The organism is Streptomyces sp. NPDC052301 (assembly GCF_044593395.1).
Lineage (GTDB): Bacteria > Actinomycetota > Actinomycetes > Streptomycetales > Streptomycetaceae > Streptomyces.
This window is the reverse complement of sequence record NZ_JBIUBE010000021.1, coordinates 27,627-46,566: the sequence shown is the minus strand read 5'-3', so window position 1 is coordinate 46,566 and position 18,940 is coordinate 27,627. Positions and strand designations below refer to the sequence as shown.

Sequence of the window (18,940 nt, the reverse complement as noted above, 5' to 3'; positions counted from 1 at the left end):
CGGAGCAGCGTCTGCCTCCACGGCACTGACGCGTCTGCTGCCAGCCCATCGTCGCCAACGGTCGCGGGCACGTTGCCCCGCCTTCTCGCCGTCGTGGCCGAACGCTGACCGCCGCTCCGGTGTTCGGCCTCGGACCGGAGTCGAAGGCTTCGCTCCCGACGCTCGACGAGGCCGTCGACGTCGTGCACTTCACCAGCCGGGCGTCGGGTGCCCAGCTGGCGGCGCTCACCTCGCCTTCTTCCAGGGGCGCGAGGAGGAAGTGCAGAGCCTGGGCCGGTGGCTGAGCCAGAGCGGGCGGGGGTCGGCGCTGCGCGCCGTGACCGGCAAAGCGGGGGTCGGAAAGTCGGCCCTTCTGGGGGTGGTGGTGTGTGCCGCGCACCCGGCGCTGCGGGAGGGGAAACGCAATCTATCCCCGACCACGGCGATCCCATCGCCGTACTGCGCCCCCTGAAAACCTACTCCCCCGACACCCACCCCGACCTCGCAGAAAACACCAGCCTCATCCAACACCACACAGCCACCGACTACCTCCGCTCCACAGCAACAACAGCCACCGCCCCCTACCCACAACACACCCGCCACCCACGCCCTCAGGCCTCCTCCCACGCCGCTCTGCCTCACCGGCAGATACTGCGCACCGCTGCCTCAGGAGGTGCTCCACCCCGGTTTGGCCTCGCCCATCACGTCGCTGATGGCTGAGGCGACGGAAGGAAGGGCCCAGTACGCCGAGTGAGTCCATATCCCGGTGCTCGCCTGATGGTCGACTGGGACATCCACCGGAGGCGTGCCGTCATGCAGCCGGAACACTTTCGAAGCGGCGAAGGCCAGGACGTCCAGGGGTTCCCAGAGATTGGTCCAGCGGTTCAGGGAGTCCGGCAGTTGGACGGGCGTACAGCCTTCGAAGGGCTGCAGTTGCCCCCCTCTGGGGTCGCAGACGTGAAAAAAGGCTGCTTGGGAGCCGAAGGTGACGAGGGACTCCGTCCACAGGGGCGCAGCGGCGGTTGCCATGTCGACTGCGATGACACCGCCGAGGCTGTGAGCCACAATGCGCACTGGCCGAGCGGGACTGCGCCCAAGATCGGGATGCACTGTGTCGATGACCTCTCGTACGCGGGCGTGGATGGTCTGCTGATGCCGTTGGTAAACGAGCACGTCACCGAGAAAACGTGTGGTGCCGGCCCCGAACCGGTCACGCAGGGCGTGATTCAGCCGGGCACCCACCGCTTGGATCGCGGCGCCCGCCACGCGGTCCAGGTCTTGCAGCCGACGCCGCACCAGTTCCCGGAGGCGGGTTTCCCGCCCGGTTCCCCCTCCGCGCAGTCCGTCATAGGCGTCGTCACCGTCAGGGTCGGTTTCATCCAGAAGCGCGTGTGCCAGGGAGCGGCCCGTCTCCAGCAATAGCTGCGTGTCGCCTGTGCGACGGAGCCACTCCGTGTCGCCCCACACATCTCTTACGTACTCAAGGACCCGATCGGCATCGAGCTGGTCTCGGCCGCTCCCCCGCATCCCCTCATCGTCCCCGTCGTGTCCCGCGGCCAAGCGTTTACGTACGGCGGCATCGACTTGAGACAACTGCCAGCTCTCGTCGGTGATTTCAGGAAACGCAGCAGCGACGACAGGCTCGGCCATGACGGGCTCCGCAGCCTCGCTGTCGCGCAAGGTATGGGTACCGGATCGGTAGGCGGGTAGGGCGGCGTCGATGAACTCGTCCTGCGCGCCCAGGTCGCCCCAGTGGACTGGGACCATCTCGACACCGGATGCTGCGGCGAGCGCCGCTACGGCGGAGGAGAATCCATCCCGGTCGCGGTTGGCAACGCCGTGGATGACGAAAACGGGATCCTTCATGCGCCGACTCCTCCTGATCGGGTGGTCTGGACGGTGGCTGCGGGGCTGCCGTACACGGCGTAGGCCAGCCATGTCGGATCGCCACCGTGCTGGTCTCTGATGGTCTGCCGGGCCGCCAATGACGCCTGCCCCAGTGGCCGGCGGTGGCTGAACAACTGCTCATAGAAGGCTTCGGCGAACCGTAAGGCGGTGCCTGACCGCACGGGCCAGAGGGTGCCGACGAAGGCTCCCGCGCCTGCGTTGAGGAACTGAGGTGCCCACCCCAGGCTCTCTCCGAACCAGTCGATTTCTCCTGCGCTTCGGCAGGCATTGAAGAACACGAGTGGGCGGTGGGCTCGCAGCGTTCGGAGCTGAGCTGCTGACGCCAGGTCGATGGGGTCGAAGGGGCCGTCGGACATGGTTACGCAAGAGCCGGTGCCCGTGAAGGCGTTGTGACACGCGAAGTGGAGCACGCCGGCGTGCCCGCCTTCGATGAGGGCGGACAGCGCCGCTCGCTCGGTCAGCACGCCGGCGTCTGCCAGTCCGGTACCCAACTGAGCGCGGAGGAGGGCCACTTCTCTGCCGGCGTCGTCAGGTGATCCGGGAGGCACCACGAACGCCGCTGTCGGCACGCTGAGACTGCGAACCCGGTCCTGCCCAAAGACTCGACGAACGATGGGCAGCCATTCGGCCAGGAAACCTCTGTCCTCATGGCCCTCGTTCAATGGATACAGCAGCTCCCAAGGGACGATGTCATGCTCGCCCAGGACCGTGAAGGCCGTCACGCTGTCCGCTTCTTCCCAGAACTGGGCTTGAACGGCTCGGGGTACTGCTGAGGTCCATAGTTGTACGCCGTGGTTACGAAGGCGGTCCCGTACCCGCGTTGCGTGCCCTGCTCCTTCGCCTGTCGCTGCGGCTTTGGCGGCTCTCCTCAGCTCGGCGTAGATCTGCTCGGTCGCTCTGCGGGGGTCACCGGCGCGGAAATGGAAGGTTTCCGGCGCGTAGAACCGCTCGCTGATCAGCTGGAAGCTGTACGTGCCGGCCGCCTCGTCCTTGAGGACCTGCAGTGTGGCCTCGCCCGGGTCGAAGGCCATGGAAGGCAAGGGGGCGTGCTGCTGGTGACCGTCTCTGGTGACACTGCCGTGCTCGACCGAGATCTGACAGGTCACCTCCCCGAGGAAGGTTCCGCCCCTGAAGACCCTCACGGTCACGTGATGAAGTCCTGGCGTCGGGGCCCGCAACCGGAATCGCAGCACGTCCGAGTCCTTACCGGGCACGATGTGCAACTCCTGCTGAAGGTCATCGATGACCACCAGCCCCGGGGCATGGATGGTCACCAGCACCCGGATCCCGTCCGGCGGCACGGCGAAGGAACGCAGTGGTACGCCCCGTTCGCCGCCTCGCACGATCTGCACGTGCAGGGGTACCACCCGCCCGGGCGTAGTCTGCGCGGTCAGCTCGGCAACCAGCGACCGCGGCTCCGCCGAGACACCTGCGGTGTCGGAGCCCGTCAGTGGCGGAATCAGCGGCGGAGCATCGCTGCGGGACTGGCCGGGCGGGGGCCCGCTGCCCCGGTCGGCAGGCCCTTCGCCTGGGGTGTTCTTCTTTCCCGCCACCCTCAGCACTTCATCGATTTGCTCCAGGCTGAGCCGGTCCTTCTGGGAAGCCGACGCCGCGATGATCAACTCGCCACACAGTTCGATCTCTGCAAGGGCCACCTCGTCACGCGTCTCGCTGCCCTGACGGGCATCAGCGTGCTGCGGAGCAGCAGTTAGTTGATCGACCTGCCCCGTCCCTCGGCCAGTGCGTACGGACTCGTGGTGGACGGCATGCTGGAGCTGCAACGTGCCGCTCTGGACGGCGTACACCGTGCCACCGCCATCCGGGCGTGGGCCGACGGTGGGTGGGGTGTCCGAGGGCTCGACCGATGCTTCTGCTGGGATCGCCGGGGCGGGCCGGCCGGGCAGATGGAACCAGGCAGTGACCTCGTCATCTTTGAGGCGCAGTCGGGCCGGGGCGTAGCACGCGGGATCGATGGTTCCGGCGCCGCTTCTGACCACGTCTTCATACAGGAACCGGGAGATCACCAGCACAAGGTCGGCTTCATCAGCATCGAGGAGCCGCCGAGCGAGGGCGGAGTCGGCGAGCCGGCCGGCTAGGTTGACCGCGCGTCCGCTGAGTCCCCGCTCGTCATGCCAGACGGGACCGACATGCATGCCGATGCTCAGTCGCAGAGGCCTACGCAGAAGTCGATTTTCCTTATACAGGCTTGCGTGGACCTCCGCAAGCCACAGCCCGAGCACCAGCTTTAGACTGATCTGGGCTTTCACCACCACGATCACGGCGTCGCCGCGATCCTCGAGGTGCAGGGCTTCGCCCGAAATCCCGGCGCGCTCAAAAGCCGTCTCCAACACATGGTGGAGTCGGGTGCGCATATACGGCTTGTCGTGGTCGTCATACTCGCCAGAACCCCTGGCTTCGACGTCTATCACCAAGGCGTAGGCGTACGGGAGCTCGCGAGCGTGATGCCTCACGCGTCACCCCCATGCACCCGCCCAGCCTGTCGCCGTTGTGCGGCCATACGGACAGCGGGCTCCAATCCCTTTGAGACGCCGGCAGGGACTTTCCCCGCAGGAGCCGGGACGCACGAGATGGCGCTGAGGCCGATCACGGCATGCCGGATGGACCGACGAAGGTGCCGCCCAGGGTATGTGCCGTGTACTTGGACGTGGCCGGTGTCGACGAAGGGGGACGCCAGCGGATGTGACCGCCAGGTTGCAAGCGGCTTCGCTCGACTCACAGCACCCTCCCCCGTCCTTCCGCTATGACTTCCCACAGTAGGCGGGATCGGCCGCTGGAGAGGCCCGTTCACGGACCATGCGGCGCACCACGCCTTGCGACGCGCCGGAGACGGAGGCAGCCTCTCGCGGCAGCACGTCACGGGCTTCTGCACATCGGTGCAGGTGCGGCCGCTGCGAAGGAGCCTCGTCCTCGAGAGTGGACGCCGTCCTGGTCGCCGCGATTGTCGCGGAGAGAGGGGCCCGGCACGTCGGCACTCATGACCGGGCCGCAAAAGACGCGGACCCACCGCCAGCGCGCTCGATCCAGGCTGCCGCCGCGAACTCGGTCGGCGGGCTCGATCTCGCCGATCACGAAGCGGCGGTGAGCGGTCGACTTCGAGACACTAAAGCACGGCGGCAACGCTCGCCATGCACACCGGCTGACCAGCACGTAGATCCGTGTTCCGGCTGCCCGGCTACCGCCGACTCAGCCCACACTACGCACGCAACCCCCGCGACCACCTGGCCTTTCTCGGCCTGGCCGCCGCCCTGTGCTGCTACAAGCGACTCATCCGCCTCACACGTACGACACACGGTCCGGGCAGGTCTCGAATGGGACCTGCCGGCGGTTGGTGTCAGGGCGGACCAGGACATCATGACGGCCGGTTCGCCGGGGTCATGGTGACGGCGGTGTTGGTGATTCTGCTGACTCCAAGCGCCCGCCCCGAGATACTGCAGATCGAGGATCGCAACGGGAGAGAATCATGGCCAACGTGCTGCCCGAACCGGCCGAAGTCCACTCACGTGAAGAGGCGGCAGCCGAGCGGAAGCCGCGCAGCGAGCCCGGTGCCCAACCGCCGGGCGCCGCTCGAAGCGGCCCGACCGCGGACCCACTCGCCAGGCCGAGAACGGCGCGCCGAGAAGTCGAGCACCATGCCTGATACCGGAGACCGCCAACCCGAGCAGGAGCCACCGGCCGGTCGGCACACACAGCTGGTCGATCCCGTCCTCACCGTGCGCCCGCTGTCACGCTTCGACTTCAACCTCAGGTCAGCCGTCCGCATCGATGTTGGGCTGGTCTTCGTCACCCCGGATGGAGGCTACGACACGTATCTGCCGCCCCAACGGCCGATGCGCACCCAGATGGTGGTCAAGCGGTATGCGGTCGTGTACGAGGTGGACATGGGCGTGCACTCGTTCTCGACTGAGCTGGCGTTGCCCAGCGACAACGACGCGTTCGAGTTCACAGCCGCGGTCGACGTGTCCTGGCAGTGTCTCGAGCCAGCCCGGTTCGTGGCCACAGGACACCGGGACGTGCCGCGGTTGCTGCTCGGCGAGCTGCAGCAGGCGGCCCGGCGGGTGACCCGGCGCTTCGCTATCGCTGCCAGCGCGCAGGCTGAGCACGCGCTGCTGCAGGAGAAGACCACGTGGCAGCCGCTCGGCTCGGCCGCGGGATTGCAGGTGACCTGGACACTGCGCCTGAAGCGCGACCAGGAGAACATCGACCACCAGCGTCGGCTCCAGACCATCCAGCACCAGGAGGCATTAGCTTTCGTCCGGGAGCAGCACGAGCTGGCCGCGCAGCAACAGCTGCCCCTGGAGCAGCTGAAGATCGAGTTCTACCAGTATTATCTGGAGAATGGCGGGGTGCATGCTTGGGCTCTGCATCTGGCCGCTCATCCGGAAGACTCCAGGCTCGTCATGGACAGTATGAGCGACGATCAGATTCGCTTCGTGCAGGCACGCTTGGAAACCGCGCTTCAGTCCCTGATCGGTGATACAGCTGAGAGTCACGAACTGGATGCCTCGAAACAATCAGCCTTGCGTGCGGTCAGCGATATTCTCGATCAACGCTTTGCTGGTGCCTCCCCTGTTTCACCGCCGCTTCGACAGGGTGTTGCCCCGATCTATCCCGGTTCCTCACCGTCCGCTGGCCACGGAACCATGGAGTCGAGGCGGCTCGTCGCTGAATTGGCAGAGCAGGCTCCCCCGGGCAGGGAAGTACCACTGCAGGTACAGATCATTCAAGAGCGCGGAGATGTCGGCGTAGCGCTGCGTGGATTTGCCGTGCCTGCGCAAGGGATGCGGCTCCTGATCACAGTCCATGCACCTGGGCTTCTCGCGCTTGGAGATCTCCAGCAGGAGCTGACCATAGTGCCTGGCTGTGACTCCGACGTCGTACGATTTGGTCTGCGGACGACGATAACAGGGCTTCATACCGTTACCGTACGGGTTTTCTGTGGCGGGTCTTTTCTCGGGGAGCTACGGACGCAAATTTCAGTTGAAGCCGACGTGCCAACTCGGGATGGACCAGCTCACAGCTCGCCACTGAATTCGCTCGCTTTCGACCCGGGAGAGGTGACGCTCCAGGTCCTCAAAACGGAAGACGGCGCGTATAGCTTTCAGTTGCTTGGGGAGACTAGCTATGCTCCCGAGACATTCCGGCTTCGTGCCGGGGACCCGGAGCGCATCACCGGCTATATCTACCAGGAGTTGCGGAGCAGTGCCGCAGCGGCTCACCAGATCGACGGGCGACAGGCTCGAGAACGACTTCGCAACCTCGGAGTGTCGTTATGGGCAGATGCCGTTCCCGAAGCGGTGCGTCGGCAATTCTGGGAAGAAGCTGACCGCATCCGTGCATTTACCGTGCTCGGCGAACATGACGTCGTGCCCTGGGAGCTCCTCTATCCCATAGACGGCGCGCAAGAAGGCGACGGTTTCCTGGCTGAATGGCTGCCGATCGTGCGGCGCGTCTTCGGCCAAAGCCGGGTGCGCGAGCTGCCCATTCCCAAGGTGGCGTTCGTAATCCCACCTGGCTCACCTCCTGAAGCGGCCCAGGAGGTCGCCGCACTGCGTGCGAAATTCGACTCGACCATCACCGACGTTGGCACGCTCACCAGGCGTAGCCAGGTCCAAGACCTCGTGAATGCAGGAATGGCAGGCCTACTGCACTTCGCCTGCCACAACACCTTCACAGAGCGAGGCTCACGGGTCGCCATGGAGGATGGCGGCTTCGATCCTATAGATCTGGCATACGCCCGACGTACCGGGGCTTTGCGGGACACACGGCCGCTGGTGTTCTTCAATGCCTGCCGCAGCGCTGGAGAGATCAACTGGTACTCGTCCAGTCTGGGCTGGGCACCGCAGTTCCTTAGAGCAGGCGCGGGAGCGTTTGTCGGCACCTTGTGGCCCGTGCGTTCCGACTCTGCGCTGATGTTTGCCGACACGTTCTATCATCACTTGGTTCGCGAGCACCTCCCGCTCGGCGAAGCCTCGATGAAGGCGCGCCGCGCCATCCGAAACCACGGTGGCGACCCCACCTGGCTGGCTTACGCGGTTTACGGAAGCCCGGCGGCCCGTGTCACGATCGCATAGCCCTCACATCACCCGACCATTCGCGGCGCCTACCAGGCTTCATCAGCGTGTGCGGCGCGGGCTTCCCGCGCAATGAGCTGCAGGATCAGGTTTCCAGCAGCTCGTTGCTCTCCTTCGAGACTGGCATGACGCCGAAGTTGAGTGGACCCTGGCGAGGGTCGTAGAAGGATCCAGCCGCTCCCTCGTATGTGGTCGCGAACGGGCACTCATCGCATGCCGCTCCGGACGTAGGGTGTGACGTGCTCTGAGCCGTTGGCAGGACTACGAGGGAGTGAGTCGTGGACCGGAGCCCCACCTGTGACCGTGCTGGGATGATCTCGGTGTGGCTGGAGTGACCACGGCGTCGCAACCGTCCTGGTTAGCCCCTTTTACCAGGTTGCGCCCGCACAGCTTCAGCAAGTTGGTCACAACCGTTCGCCTTCAAGGGGCTGATGCCGTTCAGCGAGGCTGGCCTTGGCGCCTCCCGCTAGAGGACCGGGTTCTGTTGGTGACGGCGTCCCTGGGCTCAAGCCCGAGTCGGAGGCGGGCATTCAGGCAGATCTCGGCGATGAGCACCGGCGTCCGGTCCGGTTCCCGCAGGATGTACCAGTCGAGGAGTTTGACGACGTCGGTCCTGATGTCCTGACTTTGCTCTCCTGCGGCTGCGCACTCATCTGGGGTGGCCTGTCCGCGCTTGACTGGCGGTACTACCGATGGTTCGACGATCATTCGATCTGCACTCGACCAGCCGGGCCCTGGGCCCTCCGCCTCAGGACAGGACCATGTTCTTCGACTCTCGCGCCCCAGAGCCTTTCCTTGACGCCTTGATCGAGGCGTTGCCGGTCGGGTGGGGTGGGCACTCGACAGGGCCGGGACTGGCCGACAGCTATCAAGAAGAGTCGCGTCAACGTGATCTGGCTCGTGACGCCTGCTCCTGGGAGGAGTTTCTACGACCGGGTGAGACTACGGGCTTTGGGGAGTGGTTGCTGCTGTCGTTGGGTGAGGAGGAGCGCTACGCAGTCACCATCGGGCTGCTGTCCGGCCCTGATGACAGTTGGTCCCTGTTCATCTCATCTCCGGGAGGGCTGGCAGACGAACAAGGAGAGTTTCTTCGGCTTCCTCGCGCCAGCACGCCCGGGGAGGTAGCCCACGCTCTGTGCCGAATGGCCCGTGCCGCGGACCGGCGCGCGGTTGAGAAGCACCTGCAGGAGGCGACAGCAGAGAGGCGCCATGCCTCTAGTTCGCTTCCTGGCGGACGAATTGTGGTGTTCGATCTGGAAACGACCGGGTTGGACCCCGAGACGGCCCGCATCGTGGAGGCCGCCTGGCTGGTGGCCGACCACCGTGCTCTTGCCTGGGGCAGCGTCCTGATCGATCCGGGCGTGCCAATCCCTGAAGGCGCCTACGACGTCCACGGCATCGACGACACGATGGCCCGTAATGACGGTGTGAGCCCACGTGACGCCATCGATGAACTGACCGGCATCCTCGCTAAAGAGATCAGCGATGGCGCCACACTGGTGATCTTCAACAGGGTCTACGACTTGCCCTTGCTGGACGCGGAATGCCGCCGTCATGGCCTTCCCCGTCTTGCCGACCGCCTTCGCCGGCCGGTACAAGTCGTGGACCCGATGCGGATCAGTCAGCAGATCCGCTATCACAGCGACAATCACGCCCTGTCCGACCTTGCCGACTTGTACTCGCCCGGCAACCTCGCCGCGCACAGTGCTCTCGGCGACTGCCTGGCCACCTGGGACGCCCTGGTGGGTCTGTGTCGCCATTACGGCGAAATCGTCGTGCGCCTACTGTTCCAAAGGCAGGAAGTTGCCCGACACGACGAGCCACTCACGGTGCAGCACCTGCTCGCCTGCAGCAACGTCGGATGAGTCCCGTCCTTTCCTGCCGCCACCTTAGACCGCGTCCTGTGTGGTGAGGCGGTCGTTGGGCTGCGTATGGGGCGGGGTACGTGGAGTTGGATTGTTCCGGATGGGCTGTGGGAGATCGCGAAGCCGCTGATCCCGCCGTCGAGGCTTCGACCGCAGGGTGGTGGGACGCAGGACACGTCTGATGACACGCTGTTCGCGGCAATCATCGATGTGCTGGTCAGCGGCCGTGCCTGGCGCGCTGCCGCCCTGCTTCGGCATTACGAACTCCACGGCCCACCGCCGGTTCCTGATCTGGTCCAGAGCCGGCGTGTGGGGCCGCCTGCACGAGGCGGTCCTGCAACGACTCGACGACGCCGGCCTCATCGATGTCACCCGTGTTGTTATCGACACCGCCCACGGCAGGGCGAAAAAGGGGGGCGAACACACAGGTCCGAGCCCCGTGGACCGCCGCCGCTCTCGGCATGGCGCCCGGAACGGTCAAGAACACGCTGCACGGGCACTCACCCGGCTCCGTGAGGAGTTGCAGCGCCGCGACCCCGACTCCGCTTCGGAGTCGCCCGTCGGCCGTGGATACCCAGCGGCTGGCCAGCGGGCTCGATGATGGGCGGGATGCACCGCATCACCGGCGCCAACCGATCTGAGATGTCTGGGGTGTTCAGCCGCTGTTGTTGGCACGATGGCCTCATGGAGCAATACGGGGAGAATGAAACGCCATCTGCACGCTGCACCTTGAGGTTGCGGGTATCGGCCGAGCCGGGTGCGGAAGCAGAGACGCATCTGGTGTCACTGCGGGATTGGCTGGCTGCGGAAGAGGCACTGCGCGGCCGGGTGGAGCTGCTGGGCCGGACGCCGCAGCCGGGGCACATGGGGGCCGCGCTGGACGTGCTGGCGGTGGCGCTGGGCTCCGGTGGAGCGGGAGCGGTGCTGGCCAGGTCTTTGTCGACCTGGCTCGTGCAACGCCGTGCGGACGTCACCGTGCGACTGAGCCGCAGCGATGGGCGGGAGGTCACCGTCGAGGTCCGCCGGACCAGTGATCCGCAGGCGGTGCTCGGTGCTGTCGGGCGGCTGCTGGAAGGCGGGGCGGAGTGAGGCAGAGCGCGCCGCGCTTCCCCGACGGTGCCGCTTCCCGGGTAGTCCTCATCGGGTGCAGCGAATTCGACGCCATCGATCTGCCCGCGATTCCCGCCGTGAAGTCCAACCTCGCGGACCTTCGCTCCGCGCTCACGCATGAGACGCACGGCATTCTGTTGCCGGAACACTGCCGTGTGCTGGCCGATCCGGCCGATCACCGCAGCGTCGGTATGGCACTTGCCCAAGCGGCACGCGAGGCCGAGGACCTGCTGCTCGTCTACTACACCGGTCACGGGCTGCTGGACGAGGACGGGCTGCTCCACCTCGCGCTGTCGTCCACGGACCCCGGTCATGTCGGCTTCACCGGTGTCCCGGCCGACCTGGTCAAGCGCTACCTCGGCCGGGCCCGGGCACGCCTGCGGGTCCTGGTGCTGGACTGCTGCTTCTCCGGCCGCGCGGTGGCCGCCATGACCGAAACGGGCAGCCTGCTGACGGCCCAACTCGACGTGAGCGGCACCTACACCCTCACTTCCACCACGGCCACCGCACCCTCCCACGCACCGCCAGGACAGCGCCACACCGCCTTCACCGCCGCCCTGCTGGATGCACTGAATCAGCCGCAGCCGCTCACCCTGGACGACATCCACCAGCACATCGACACCGTGCTGCAGGGTGCAGGGCTGCCGCGGCCGCAAAAGCGCTCCGTCAACGCTGCCGGGGACCTCGCCCTCGCCCGGGGCCCCGTCCAGCCGCACCCGGGGCCGCCGACCGGCAGCGAGGGAGAGATCCGTTTCCGTCAGCCCCCGCCCGACCCACCGGCCAACCGCCGCCGTGACACCATCCAGGTATTTCTGACGCTTGCCGTCTCCATTGCGGTGATGGCGCTCTTCGGTGGGTGGCGCGTGCTCTTGATCTGGGGCGGCGGTGCAACCCTCTTCGTCGGTCTGATCGGCCTCCTGCTCTCCCTTCGAAGAGGCGTCCACTACGGCCTTGTCGTGAACGGGAACGGGCTGGGCATCGAGCGTGGGACGCATTCGGCTCACGTGCCATGGAGGGACGTCGAGTGCGTGGGCGTGCTGCGCAGGGCGCCGGGGACTGTACTGGTCCCCAACGTGCTCATCGTCCGGCTGAAGGCAGACGCTCCGCGGCCGCCAGGGTTCCACGAGAGGCTCAACCGACGTCTCCCGGACCGACGCTACGTCACCGCGGGAATGCTGGGTACCTACGGTGCCGATCCCATGCGCCTACGCTCGGCGATCGAACACTTCGCCGGCGGCATCTACCGCACCGACCAACAGCTACTGGAGATGGACCCACGGCTGCGTTAAGAGCTCCTGACAAAGGCGTCGGACGTGGCGGTGGGTGATCAGGCAGGTGGCGAGGCCGAGGAAGGCTTCGTGGATGTCGTCACGTCGCTCCCATCGGATCCGCAGGCGGCTGAAGCCGTGCAACCAGGCGAGGGTGCGCTCGACCATCCGACGGAGGACGCCCAGGCCGGAGCCGCCCTCAGCGTCGTTCGTCCCGTCCGGGGCAACCGCCCACCGGAGGTTCAGCGAGTGGACGAAGGCCCGGGTGTGGGCAAAGCTGCATCGCCTGGTCCTCGACGAACTGGGCTCGCGCTGCGACTTGGACTGGTCGAGGTGCGCGATCGACTCGGTGAACATGCGGGCCCTGAAAAAGGGGACCTGACAGGTCCGAATCCTGTAGATCGAGGCAAACACGGCTCGAAGACCCACCTGATCACCGAACGGACCGGGCTGCCCCTGTCCGTCGGAATCTCGGGCGCCAACGTCCACGACGGCCACGCCTGATCCCGCTCGTGAAGGGCATACCGCCGGTCCGCTCCCGGCGAGGTCCCCTGGCGGCGCAAGCCCGGCAAACTCCACGCAGACAAGGGCTGTGACTACACCCACCTGCGACGACGGTTATCTCACCGGGGCATTCGGCACCGCATCGCCCGCAAGGGCGTCGAGACCTCGCAGCGACTCGGACGACACCGTTGGACGATCGAACGCACCATGGCCTGGCTCGCCGGCTGCCGCCGACTACACCGCCGCTACGAACGCAAGGCTGACCACTTCCTGGCCTTCACCAGCATCGCCTGCACCCTCATCTGCTACCGCAGACTGCCTCCTCGGCTCACCCCTCGGCCGGCAAAATCATGAAGTTCTCGGGGTTCAGTACTGGGACGAAGCCAGCCTTCGCGTAAACCTCGTGCGCGTCAAGAGTCGACAGGAGGACCCGTTTGAGCCGGTAGGGGGCAAGGTGGTCGCGTACCGCTGCCGCAAGCCAGGTCCCGAGTCCCTTACCGCGGTGGGAAGGGGCGACGTAGACATCACAGAGCCAAGCAAAGGTTGCACGGTCGGTGACCACTCGAGCGTAGGCAGCCTGGTCACCGCTGTCGTCGTAGATGGCGAAGTTCAGTGAGCCGCGCATCGACTCTTCGACAGTCTCCCGCGTACGCCCCAGCGCCCAGAACGCGTCCGTCGATAGCCATCGGTGCACCAGCTCCACGTCGAGGCGATCCGGGTCTGTAGAGAGTTCGTACCCGTTCTTACGGCTAGCGATCATGGAGCGGCAGCGTAGCCTTGCCGCTTGGTTTTTCCAAGTGACTATGGTGCCAAATGAGATGACCTCTAAGGAACTGCTTCGCTGCCTCAACCGCTTCCCCGTTGAGTTCCTCAACGGAGACTCCCCAGCTCTCCTCCCAGCCGTCTAGGTTGTGCGCGCAGTGCACAAGGGGTTCTAGCTCTTCGGGGTAGCCGAGGTCATGGGCGATGTCTGCCCAGATGAGGTGGGTGCCGGCGGTGGGATCTAGTGATCCGTCGGCGATCTGACCGGCGGTCCAGTAAGCCATCGCCCACTTTGCGGCCCGGCGGTCTGCGGGCGGGTGGAAGAGCAGTCCCAGCTCCTCCAGTACTTGGTCGAAGAGCTCCGGCGCGTCGGGCTCTTCGCTCCGGAGGAGTCCAGCCAGCATGGCCACGGACGGGCTCTCGACCCCAGCAGTCAGCGCGTCCAGACCTGCCTGAATGAGCCTGTCCGACCCGACATGCCTGCCAAATGCCCTCTCACGCGCGATGTGTCTGAACTGATCGAGGGCGTCGTCGCTGGTCATCAAGGTTTTCTCCGTCGGTATCTGGAAGGGGAAGGCTTGCACATCTGCCGCCGCCGCTGCCATCAAGTTGCTCCCGTCGTCGATGATCAGGACATGAGGACGCGCTTCCGCAGGAGGGCGAAGCCTGCACGGCCGAACATCTGGCGCTTGAGCATCTTGATCCGGTTGACATGCCCTTCGACGACGCCCGAGCTCCAGGGCAGAGTCAGGCCGGCGATAACCGCGTCGCGGTCGTGGTCGATGCCCGCCGCGAGGGTGTGGAGGCTGGGCAGGTCGTCCCGCCGGACGGCGTCGAGCCACGCGGGCACGCGCTCGCCCCGACGCTCGGTGAGCAGGGTCGCGAAGGAGCGGACGTGGCCGGTGAGGGCGTCGAGTTCGGAGCAGTGTGCCCGGACGGCCTTGAGCTGGAGTTGCTCGGTCGCGGTGAGGGCGTCCGGACGGCGGAGGATCCATCCGGCGACGGTCCGGGGCGAGGGCGGCCGGGCGGTCACCGGCCGCGGTGGGATGCGCTTGTCGTGCAGGTAGGCGCGAACGCGGTGGTAGCTGCCTTTGTAGCCGAGTGGCATGATCTCCTCCCACAGCTTCCAGGTGCTGCAGCCCTCGTTCCAGCGGTCGTCCAGGTAGGGCTTGTAGTCGTTGAGGACAGAGGGCCGGTTCTGCCACTGACCGGTGAACAGCTCTTCCGACGTCGCGGCGTCGGCGGACTGCTTGACGGTGCGGTAGGTCATCCCGAGCTGCCGCTGCACCGAGCGCCGGCTGTGTCCCACCGTCAGCAGTGCGTGAACGGCAGCATGCCGAGCCCGGGTCCGGTCGGCGCATCGGTGTCCGCGCGCCCAGGGAGAACCGGACGAGGCCGCGGCCGGAACAGCCTCGGGATCGGGTCCAGGTTCAGGAGCCGTGGGGCCAGAGCGCGGAGGCAGCGACGGTGCTGGGCGACGCTCCGCTCGGTGGCCTCGCTGAGGTTGTGCCAGAGATACCACCGGTCCGCGACCTGGACGGCCTGCGGTGCACCGGTGGTGGCGCCCTCGGCGAAGAACGGCGCCCGGTCCCGGCATACGACCTCGACGCCGGGCCGATCGGCGAGCCAGGCCGCCAGGCTCGATGCCTCGCGGTCGGGCAGCAGGTCGACAGGGCGGCGGGTTTCGACGTCGACGAGAACGGTGCCGTACTGGCGGCCCTTACGGGTGGCGTACTCGTCAACGCCGACCATACGCGGGGCGGGCACTTCCGGCTCGGGAAGAGCATCGACCAGGCGCAGGACGGTGCTACGGCTGACGCAGACCCCGAGCGCGGAGCTCAGGCGAGCGCCGGCACGGCCCGCCAGGGCGAGACCGACCGAGGCCAGCGTCGCACGCAGCCGCTCGGTCCGCTGACCGTGTCGATGCATCAGGCCGGGTATCTGCTCGACGAAAGTCCGGCGTGCGCACTCCGAGTTGCCGCAGGCGAACCGGCGGACCTTCAGCTGGAGGACAACGCTTCGTCCGGCGCTGGGCACATCAGCGGGAAACCACAGATAGGAGCCATGAACCCGGTTCGACCAGACCCCGCACACAGGGCAAGCCGCACCGTTCGCAGTGCATTCCATGTCGACCCGCACTATCGCGATGCTCACGTCCACCGACAGCACCGCGACGTCCGCGATCGACGCGAACAACAGCCCTTGCAACCGGAGCGCGATCTCTTCCACGGCCCCGAACTGTCATCCCAACCGTCCTGGTCACGGCTCATTTTCGGGCGACTTCGCCTACTGTCCGCGGAAGCCCGGCCGTCACTCAGCGTGGCCGCGTCACAGAACTTGTGCCAGAACCCGAGAGGGCTCTGGTCCACTTCTTGTGGTGCGGTCACTCCCTGTCGGATCCGAAGCCGAGTTCCTGCGGCAGGTATTCCCAGGCGATTGCGGTGTGCAGCACGAACAGACGAGGAATATGCGGGTATCGGGATCAGCGACCGAGGAGTGACCAGCGCCGTTCCCTACGCGGCGGAGGTTCCGGCTCGATCTCTCGCGGCGCGGGGGCGCTCCGGTCCGGCTCCAGCCCCACCCTGTCGGGGTGCACAGAAGCGGCCGGCGCGTTACTGCTCGTCGCCGCTAACCTGCTCGGTCTCGGCCTGGTCGGTGCCACCGTGGCCGAAGACGTCCAGGACCAGACCGTGACTGTGCCGGATACCGGGGCGGGCGACTGAACGAGCGGATACGGTTCCCCCATGACGAAAACTGCCCGGACCGTGAAACGTACGGGAACCCTCGTCGCGGCAGCCGCCGCGGCCGCGCTCGCCTTCCCCGCCCAGGCCCACGCCGCTGCCGTCGCCTGCGGCGGCGGGGTCTCGACGCAGAACATCGGCGCCCGGGGCTGTATTTCCGCCGAACGCTGGAAGGACGGGAAGATCTTCTGGCGCGACATCACCGCCCACGCCCTCATCACCAACTCTCGCTCCCACACCTCATGGGTCGAGTACGAGGCGTACCTCCACGTGCAGGGGGACGGCGACGACTGGATGAAAATGGGCAGCGGCCGGACCATCGTGCAGCGGCGTTCCACGGTCGGCCCGATCGCCATCGCTACCTCCACCCGCATCTGTGGCCCGGTCAAAATCACGATCCGCGTCCACGTGAGGCCGGCGGGGGGCGCCTGGTCGAACTGGTCCAGTGCGGCGACCTCGCAGTGCCAGACCTGACGCTGCCAGACCTCGCACACCGCAGCGCCTCCGCCTCCGCGACCAGGAGGACGGGGGCTCTCGTGTTTTATGCGGGGGGATTACGCGGCCACGGGAGGCCCGTGCAGCTCCTTCGCGGTCTCCCGCTTCAGACGCGCCTCGAACTCCTCGCGTGTCTCTACCCGCAGCCGGTCCTGGTACCGCTTCATTGGCACCTCCCCCTCCCCCCCACGCCGCGAACCGCGCAGCGATGCCGTCACGGTCCATGTCGACCTTCCCCGGCACCCGGGACACGAACCAGCCGGCATACCAGCCGACCGGCGCCAGATGCAGCACCTCGTCCGCCCCCTTCTGATCGGTGGCAGCCGCGTTCGCCCGAGCCCGCGCATTCCTGCGTACTGCGCACGCCTCTGCGACCGCCTCCGCGTCCTGTCCGATCCGCTGAGGCATCTGACGGTGGCGCTCCGCAGTGATGTCCTCCAGCCGCTGCTCCAGCAGTGCCTCATCAGAGAACCTTTGCCCCGCTGTAACGTGACGCGCGGTTCGGCTTCTGGTCCGTGGTTAGGTGCGTGACTGCGGGCTCTGGCCCACTTGTGCGGTCGTGTGACTCTCGGTCACACCAGCAGGACTCGTTTGCGGAGGAGTTCAAATCCTGCGCGGCCGAACATCTGACGCTCGAGCATCAACCGGTTGACGTGGCCTTCCACGACTCCGGAGTTCCAGGGAAGCGTGAGGCCGGCGATGAGTCTTGCGCGGACAGGAACCCTCCGCGCAGACGAACCGGCGCACCCTCAATGCCACCACGCCAGACTTGCCTGCCGTCGGCAGATCATGAGGAAATCGCAGATAGGAGCCCTGCACTCGCCCCGACAGGCCACCCGCAGCCCGGGCAAGTCGCCTGCCGGGCAGTGCTCAGGGCCTCGACCCGGATGACCGTGTCGGTCGCCTCGACCGACTCCACCAACACGCTCTCCAGTGAGGAGAACGACAACTCTTCGAGCTGCGGCCGTACTTCGTTCACGGGCCAGCACTGTCGGCCACGCAGCCCACCGGGCCGGGCGATTTTCGGGCTATCTCAGCCACCTTCCCAAGAAGATCGACAGTCACGCTGCGTACGCGACCACACGAAGTGGGCCAGAGCCCGAGTATTGAAGTCAGTCGTTCACGGGTCTGGGAGGCCCCCAGATCCACGGCCTGGCTATGTTCACGAGTTTCGACGTCGCGGGGGTACTTGCCCGGGCAGCAGCGGGGTGTTGCTGCTGAAAAGGCCATGGCCCATGCCGAGGGACAGGTGATGGTGTGCGCCTTCGGCGGGCTACGGCACCGAATGTGACGGCCTCGGCGGCACGTGTCAGGTGGTCGAGGCAATTGCTCGGGAGACGGCCGTGATCGCCGGGGTGGGGCGGCCGGGGAGGCGCGCCACGAGAACCCGGCGGATCTCGGGAGGTGCTCCTTCGACGTGCAGGAGGCTCACTCCGGGCGGCAGCACCGGCGAGAGCCGCGAGGGCACCGTTGTCACCCCGAAGCCACCGGCGACCAGCTGAAGCTTCGTCAGCCAGTCGCGCGCGCAGTGGACGATGTGCGGCCGTGCGGGCAGGCCGGGCCAGACACCGAGCAGTGGCTCAGCGTTCGACGCCGGGGCGGCGATCCACGGGGCGTCGACCAGTTCGTCGACGTGGACCGCGGTGCGGCCGGCGAACTCTCCGGTCGAAGCCGCCGCCACGAACAGTTCGGTGTCCGCAACGGTCTCGACGTGCAGGCGCGGCGACTCGCCGTCCAAAGGCCGGTGGGGCGGGCGGGACGTCAGCACGGCGAGGTCGATCGAGCCCGCGCGCAGTGCCCGGATCAGGGAGGGCGTGGTGCCCTCGGTAGTCGTGACCGTGATCTGCGGGTCGGTCGCCGCGAGGTGGGTGAGTGAGACGGGCAGGATGGCCGCGCCCGCGCTCAGGAACAGCCCGAGTCGCACCAGTTCGGTCCGCGGCACGGTGCCGGTGAGGTCGCGCTCGGCCGCCGTCAGACAGTCGAGGATCGTGCGAGCGTGGCGCAACAGAGTCAGACCCGCCGAGGTGAGCCGCACACCGTCGGGGCGGCGTTCGAACAGGGCGGCTCCCGCGCTTCGTTCGAGGGAGGCGGCCTGACGTGAGACCGCCGACTGGGTGTAGCCGAGCCGGGTGGCTGCTGCGGTGAAGCTGCCGGACTCGGCGATCTGTCGCAGGACCCGTAGGCCTGTGCTGGAGATGTCCATGCGGCATACGCAT

12 protein-coding genes and 6 pseudogenes are annotated in these 18,940 nt (G+C 66.7%); 9 read left to right on the top strand and 9 right to left on the bottom strand.

What is annotated here, in order from left to right; translation table 11 throughout:
* Positions 1-645: 645 nt before the first annotated feature.
* The 3 genes and pseudogenes from ACIHEJ_RS37505 to ACIHEJ_RS37495 form a co-directional block, all read right to left on the bottom strand.
* Positions 646-1,845, bottom strand: coding sequence for a hypothetical protein (locus tag ACIHEJ_RS37505; RefSeq protein ID WP_400142287.1), 1,200 nt, complete (start codon positions 1,843-1,845; stop codon positions 646-648).
* Positions 1,842-2,918, bottom strand: a complete 1,077-nt coding sequence (locus ACIHEJ_RS37500) for a CHAT domain-containing protein (RefSeq protein ID WP_400142388.1) — start codon at positions 2,916-2,918, stop codon at positions 1,842-1,844. The genes ACIHEJ_RS37505 and ACIHEJ_RS37500 overlap by 4 nt, the downstream gene beginning before the upstream one ends.
* A 2,053-nt stretch (positions 2,919-4,971) precedes the next feature.
* A pseudogene (locus ACIHEJ_RS37495) lies at positions 4,972-5,061 on the bottom strand (IS5/IS1182 family transposase); the annotation flags it as partial.
* A gap of 11 nt (positions 5,062-5,072) precedes the next feature.
* On the opposite strand from ACIHEJ_RS37495, the pseudogene ACIHEJ_RS37490 reads away from it, so the two are divergent.
* The 7 genes and pseudogenes from ACIHEJ_RS37490 to ACIHEJ_RS37460 all read left to right on the top strand — a co-directional run.
* Positions 5,073-5,186: pseudogene (locus tag ACIHEJ_RS37490) on the top strand (IS5/IS1182 family transposase); the annotation flags it as partial.
* 351 nt (positions 5,187-5,537) lie between these two features.
* Positions 5,538-7,979: a CHAT domain-containing protein gene (locus ACIHEJ_RS37485; protein WP_400142387.1), complete on the top strand. Its 2,442-nt coding sequence runs from the start codon at positions 5,538-5,540 to the stop codon at positions 7,977-7,979.
* Positions 7,980-8,301: 322 nt separating this feature from the next.
* Positions 8,302-8,475, top strand: a pseudogene (locus tag ACIHEJ_RS37480) (IS5/IS1182 family transposase); the annotation flags it as partial.
* A gap of 265 nt (positions 8,476-8,740) precedes the next feature.
* Positions 8,741-9,844, top strand: coding sequence for an exonuclease domain-containing protein (locus tag ACIHEJ_RS37475; RefSeq protein WP_400142285.1), 1,104 nt, complete (start codon positions 8,741-8,743; stop codon positions 9,842-9,844).
* 66 nt (positions 9,845-9,910) lie between these two features.
* Positions 9,911-10,292, top strand: a pseudogene (locus ACIHEJ_RS37470) (transposase); the annotation flags it as partial.
* 161 nt (positions 10,293-10,453) lie between these two features.
* Positions 10,454-10,933, top strand: a complete 480-nt coding sequence (locus ACIHEJ_RS37465) for a hypothetical protein (RefSeq protein WP_400142283.1) — start codon at positions 10,454-10,456, stop codon at positions 10,931-10,933.
* A complete protein-coding gene (locus ACIHEJ_RS37460) occupies positions 10,930-12,243 on the top strand; it encodes a caspase domain-containing protein (RefSeq protein WP_400142281.1) in 1,314 nt (437 codons plus the stop codon). Before ACIHEJ_RS37465 ends, ACIHEJ_RS37460 begins: the two co-directional genes overlap by 4 nt.
* Here ACIHEJ_RS37460 and ACIHEJ_RS37455 read toward each other — a convergent pair.
* Positions 12,214-12,417 (bottom strand): annotated as a pseudogene (locus ACIHEJ_RS37455) (hypothetical protein); the annotation flags it as partial. The gene ACIHEJ_RS37460 and the pseudogene ACIHEJ_RS37455 overlap by 30 nt on opposite strands.
* A gap of 13 nt (positions 12,418-12,430) precedes the next feature.
* On the opposite strand from ACIHEJ_RS37455, the pseudogene ACIHEJ_RS37450 reads away from it, so the two are divergent.
* Positions 12,431-13,080, top strand: a pseudogene (locus ACIHEJ_RS37450) (IS5 family transposase); the annotation flags it as partial.
* On the opposite strand, the gene ACIHEJ_RS37445 reads toward ACIHEJ_RS37450, so the two are convergent.
* The 4 genes from ACIHEJ_RS37445 to ACIHEJ_RS37430 are packed head-to-tail and all read right to left on the bottom strand — an operon-like array spanning position 13,055 to position 15,717.
* Positions 13,055-13,486 (bottom strand): GNAT family N-acetyltransferase, encoded by a 432-nt coding sequence (locus tag ACIHEJ_RS37445; protein WP_400142279.1) that lies wholly within the window; start codon positions 13,484-13,486, stop codon positions 13,055-13,057. The pseudogene ACIHEJ_RS37450 and the gene ACIHEJ_RS37445 overlap by 26 nt on opposite strands.
* A complete protein-coding gene (locus ACIHEJ_RS37440; protein ID WP_400142277.1) occupies positions 13,476-14,093 on the bottom strand; it encodes a hypothetical protein in 618 nt (205 codons plus the stop codon). The genes ACIHEJ_RS37445 and ACIHEJ_RS37440 overlap by 11 nt, the downstream gene beginning before the upstream one ends.
* Positions 14,094-14,116: 23 nt before the next feature.
* Positions 14,117-14,797: a transposase gene (locus ACIHEJ_RS37435; RefSeq protein WP_400142275.1), complete on the bottom strand. Its 681-nt coding sequence runs from the start codon at positions 14,795-14,797 to the stop codon at positions 14,117-14,119.
* 2 nt (positions 14,798-14,799) lie between these two features.
* A complete protein-coding gene (locus tag ACIHEJ_RS37430) occupies positions 14,800-15,717 on the bottom strand; it encodes an ISL3 family transposase (RefSeq protein ID WP_400142273.1) in 918 nt (305 codons plus the stop codon).
* 515 nt (positions 15,718-16,232) lie between these two features.
* On the opposite strand from ACIHEJ_RS37430, the gene ACIHEJ_RS37425 reads away from it, so the two are divergent.
* A complete protein-coding gene (locus tag ACIHEJ_RS37425; RefSeq protein ID WP_400142271.1) occupies positions 16,233-16,703 on the top strand; it encodes a hypothetical protein in 471 nt (156 codons plus the stop codon).
* A gap of 1,330 nt (positions 16,704-18,033) precedes the next feature.
* Here the strand turns inward: ACIHEJ_RS37425 and ACIHEJ_RS37420 are convergent.
* Entirely contained in the window at positions 18,034-18,927 is an 894-nt protein-coding gene (locus ACIHEJ_RS37420; protein WP_400142269.1) for a LysR family transcriptional regulator, read from the bottom strand.
* Positions 18,928-18,940: the final 13 nt, after the last annotated feature.

What these genes read in the sequence shown, in the direction of transcription:
- ACIHEJ_RS37505 (WP_400142287.1), bottom strand. Translation starts at nt 1,845, where the DNA reads ATGAAGGATCCCGTTTTCGTCATCCACGGCGTTGCCAACCGCGACCGG.
- ACIHEJ_RS37500 (WP_400142388.1), bottom strand. Translation starts at nt 2,918, where the DNA reads ATGGCCTTCGACCCGGGCGAGGCCACACTGCAGGTCCTCAAGGACGAG.
- ACIHEJ_RS37485 (WP_400142387.1), top strand. Translation starts at nt 5,538, where the DNA reads ATGCCTGATACCGGAGACCGCCAACCCGAGCAGGAGCCACCGGCCGGT.
- ACIHEJ_RS37475 (WP_400142285.1), top strand. Translation starts at nt 8,741, where the DNA reads ATGTTCTTCGACTCTCGCGCCCCAGAGCCTTTCCTTGACGCCTTGATC.
- ACIHEJ_RS37465 (WP_400142283.1), top strand. Translation starts at nt 10,454, where the DNA reads ATGCACCGCATCACCGGCGCCAACCGATCTGAGATGTCTGGGGTGTTC.
- ACIHEJ_RS37445 (WP_400142279.1), bottom strand. Translation starts at nt 13,486, where the DNA reads ATGATCGCTAGCCGTAAGAACGGGTACGAACTCTCTACAGACCCGGAT.
- ACIHEJ_RS37440 (WP_400142277.1), bottom strand. Translation starts at nt 14,093, where the DNA reads ATGGCAGCGGCGGCGGCAGATGTGCAAGCCTTCCCCTTCCAGATACCG.
- ACIHEJ_RS37425 (WP_400142271.1), top strand. Translation starts at nt 16,233, where the DNA reads ATGACGAAAACTGCCCGGACCGTGAAACGTACGGGAACCCTCGTCGCG.
- ACIHEJ_RS37420 (WP_400142269.1), bottom strand. Translation starts at nt 18,927, where the DNA reads ATGGACATCTCCAGCACAGGCCTACGGGTCCTGCGACAGATCGCCGAG.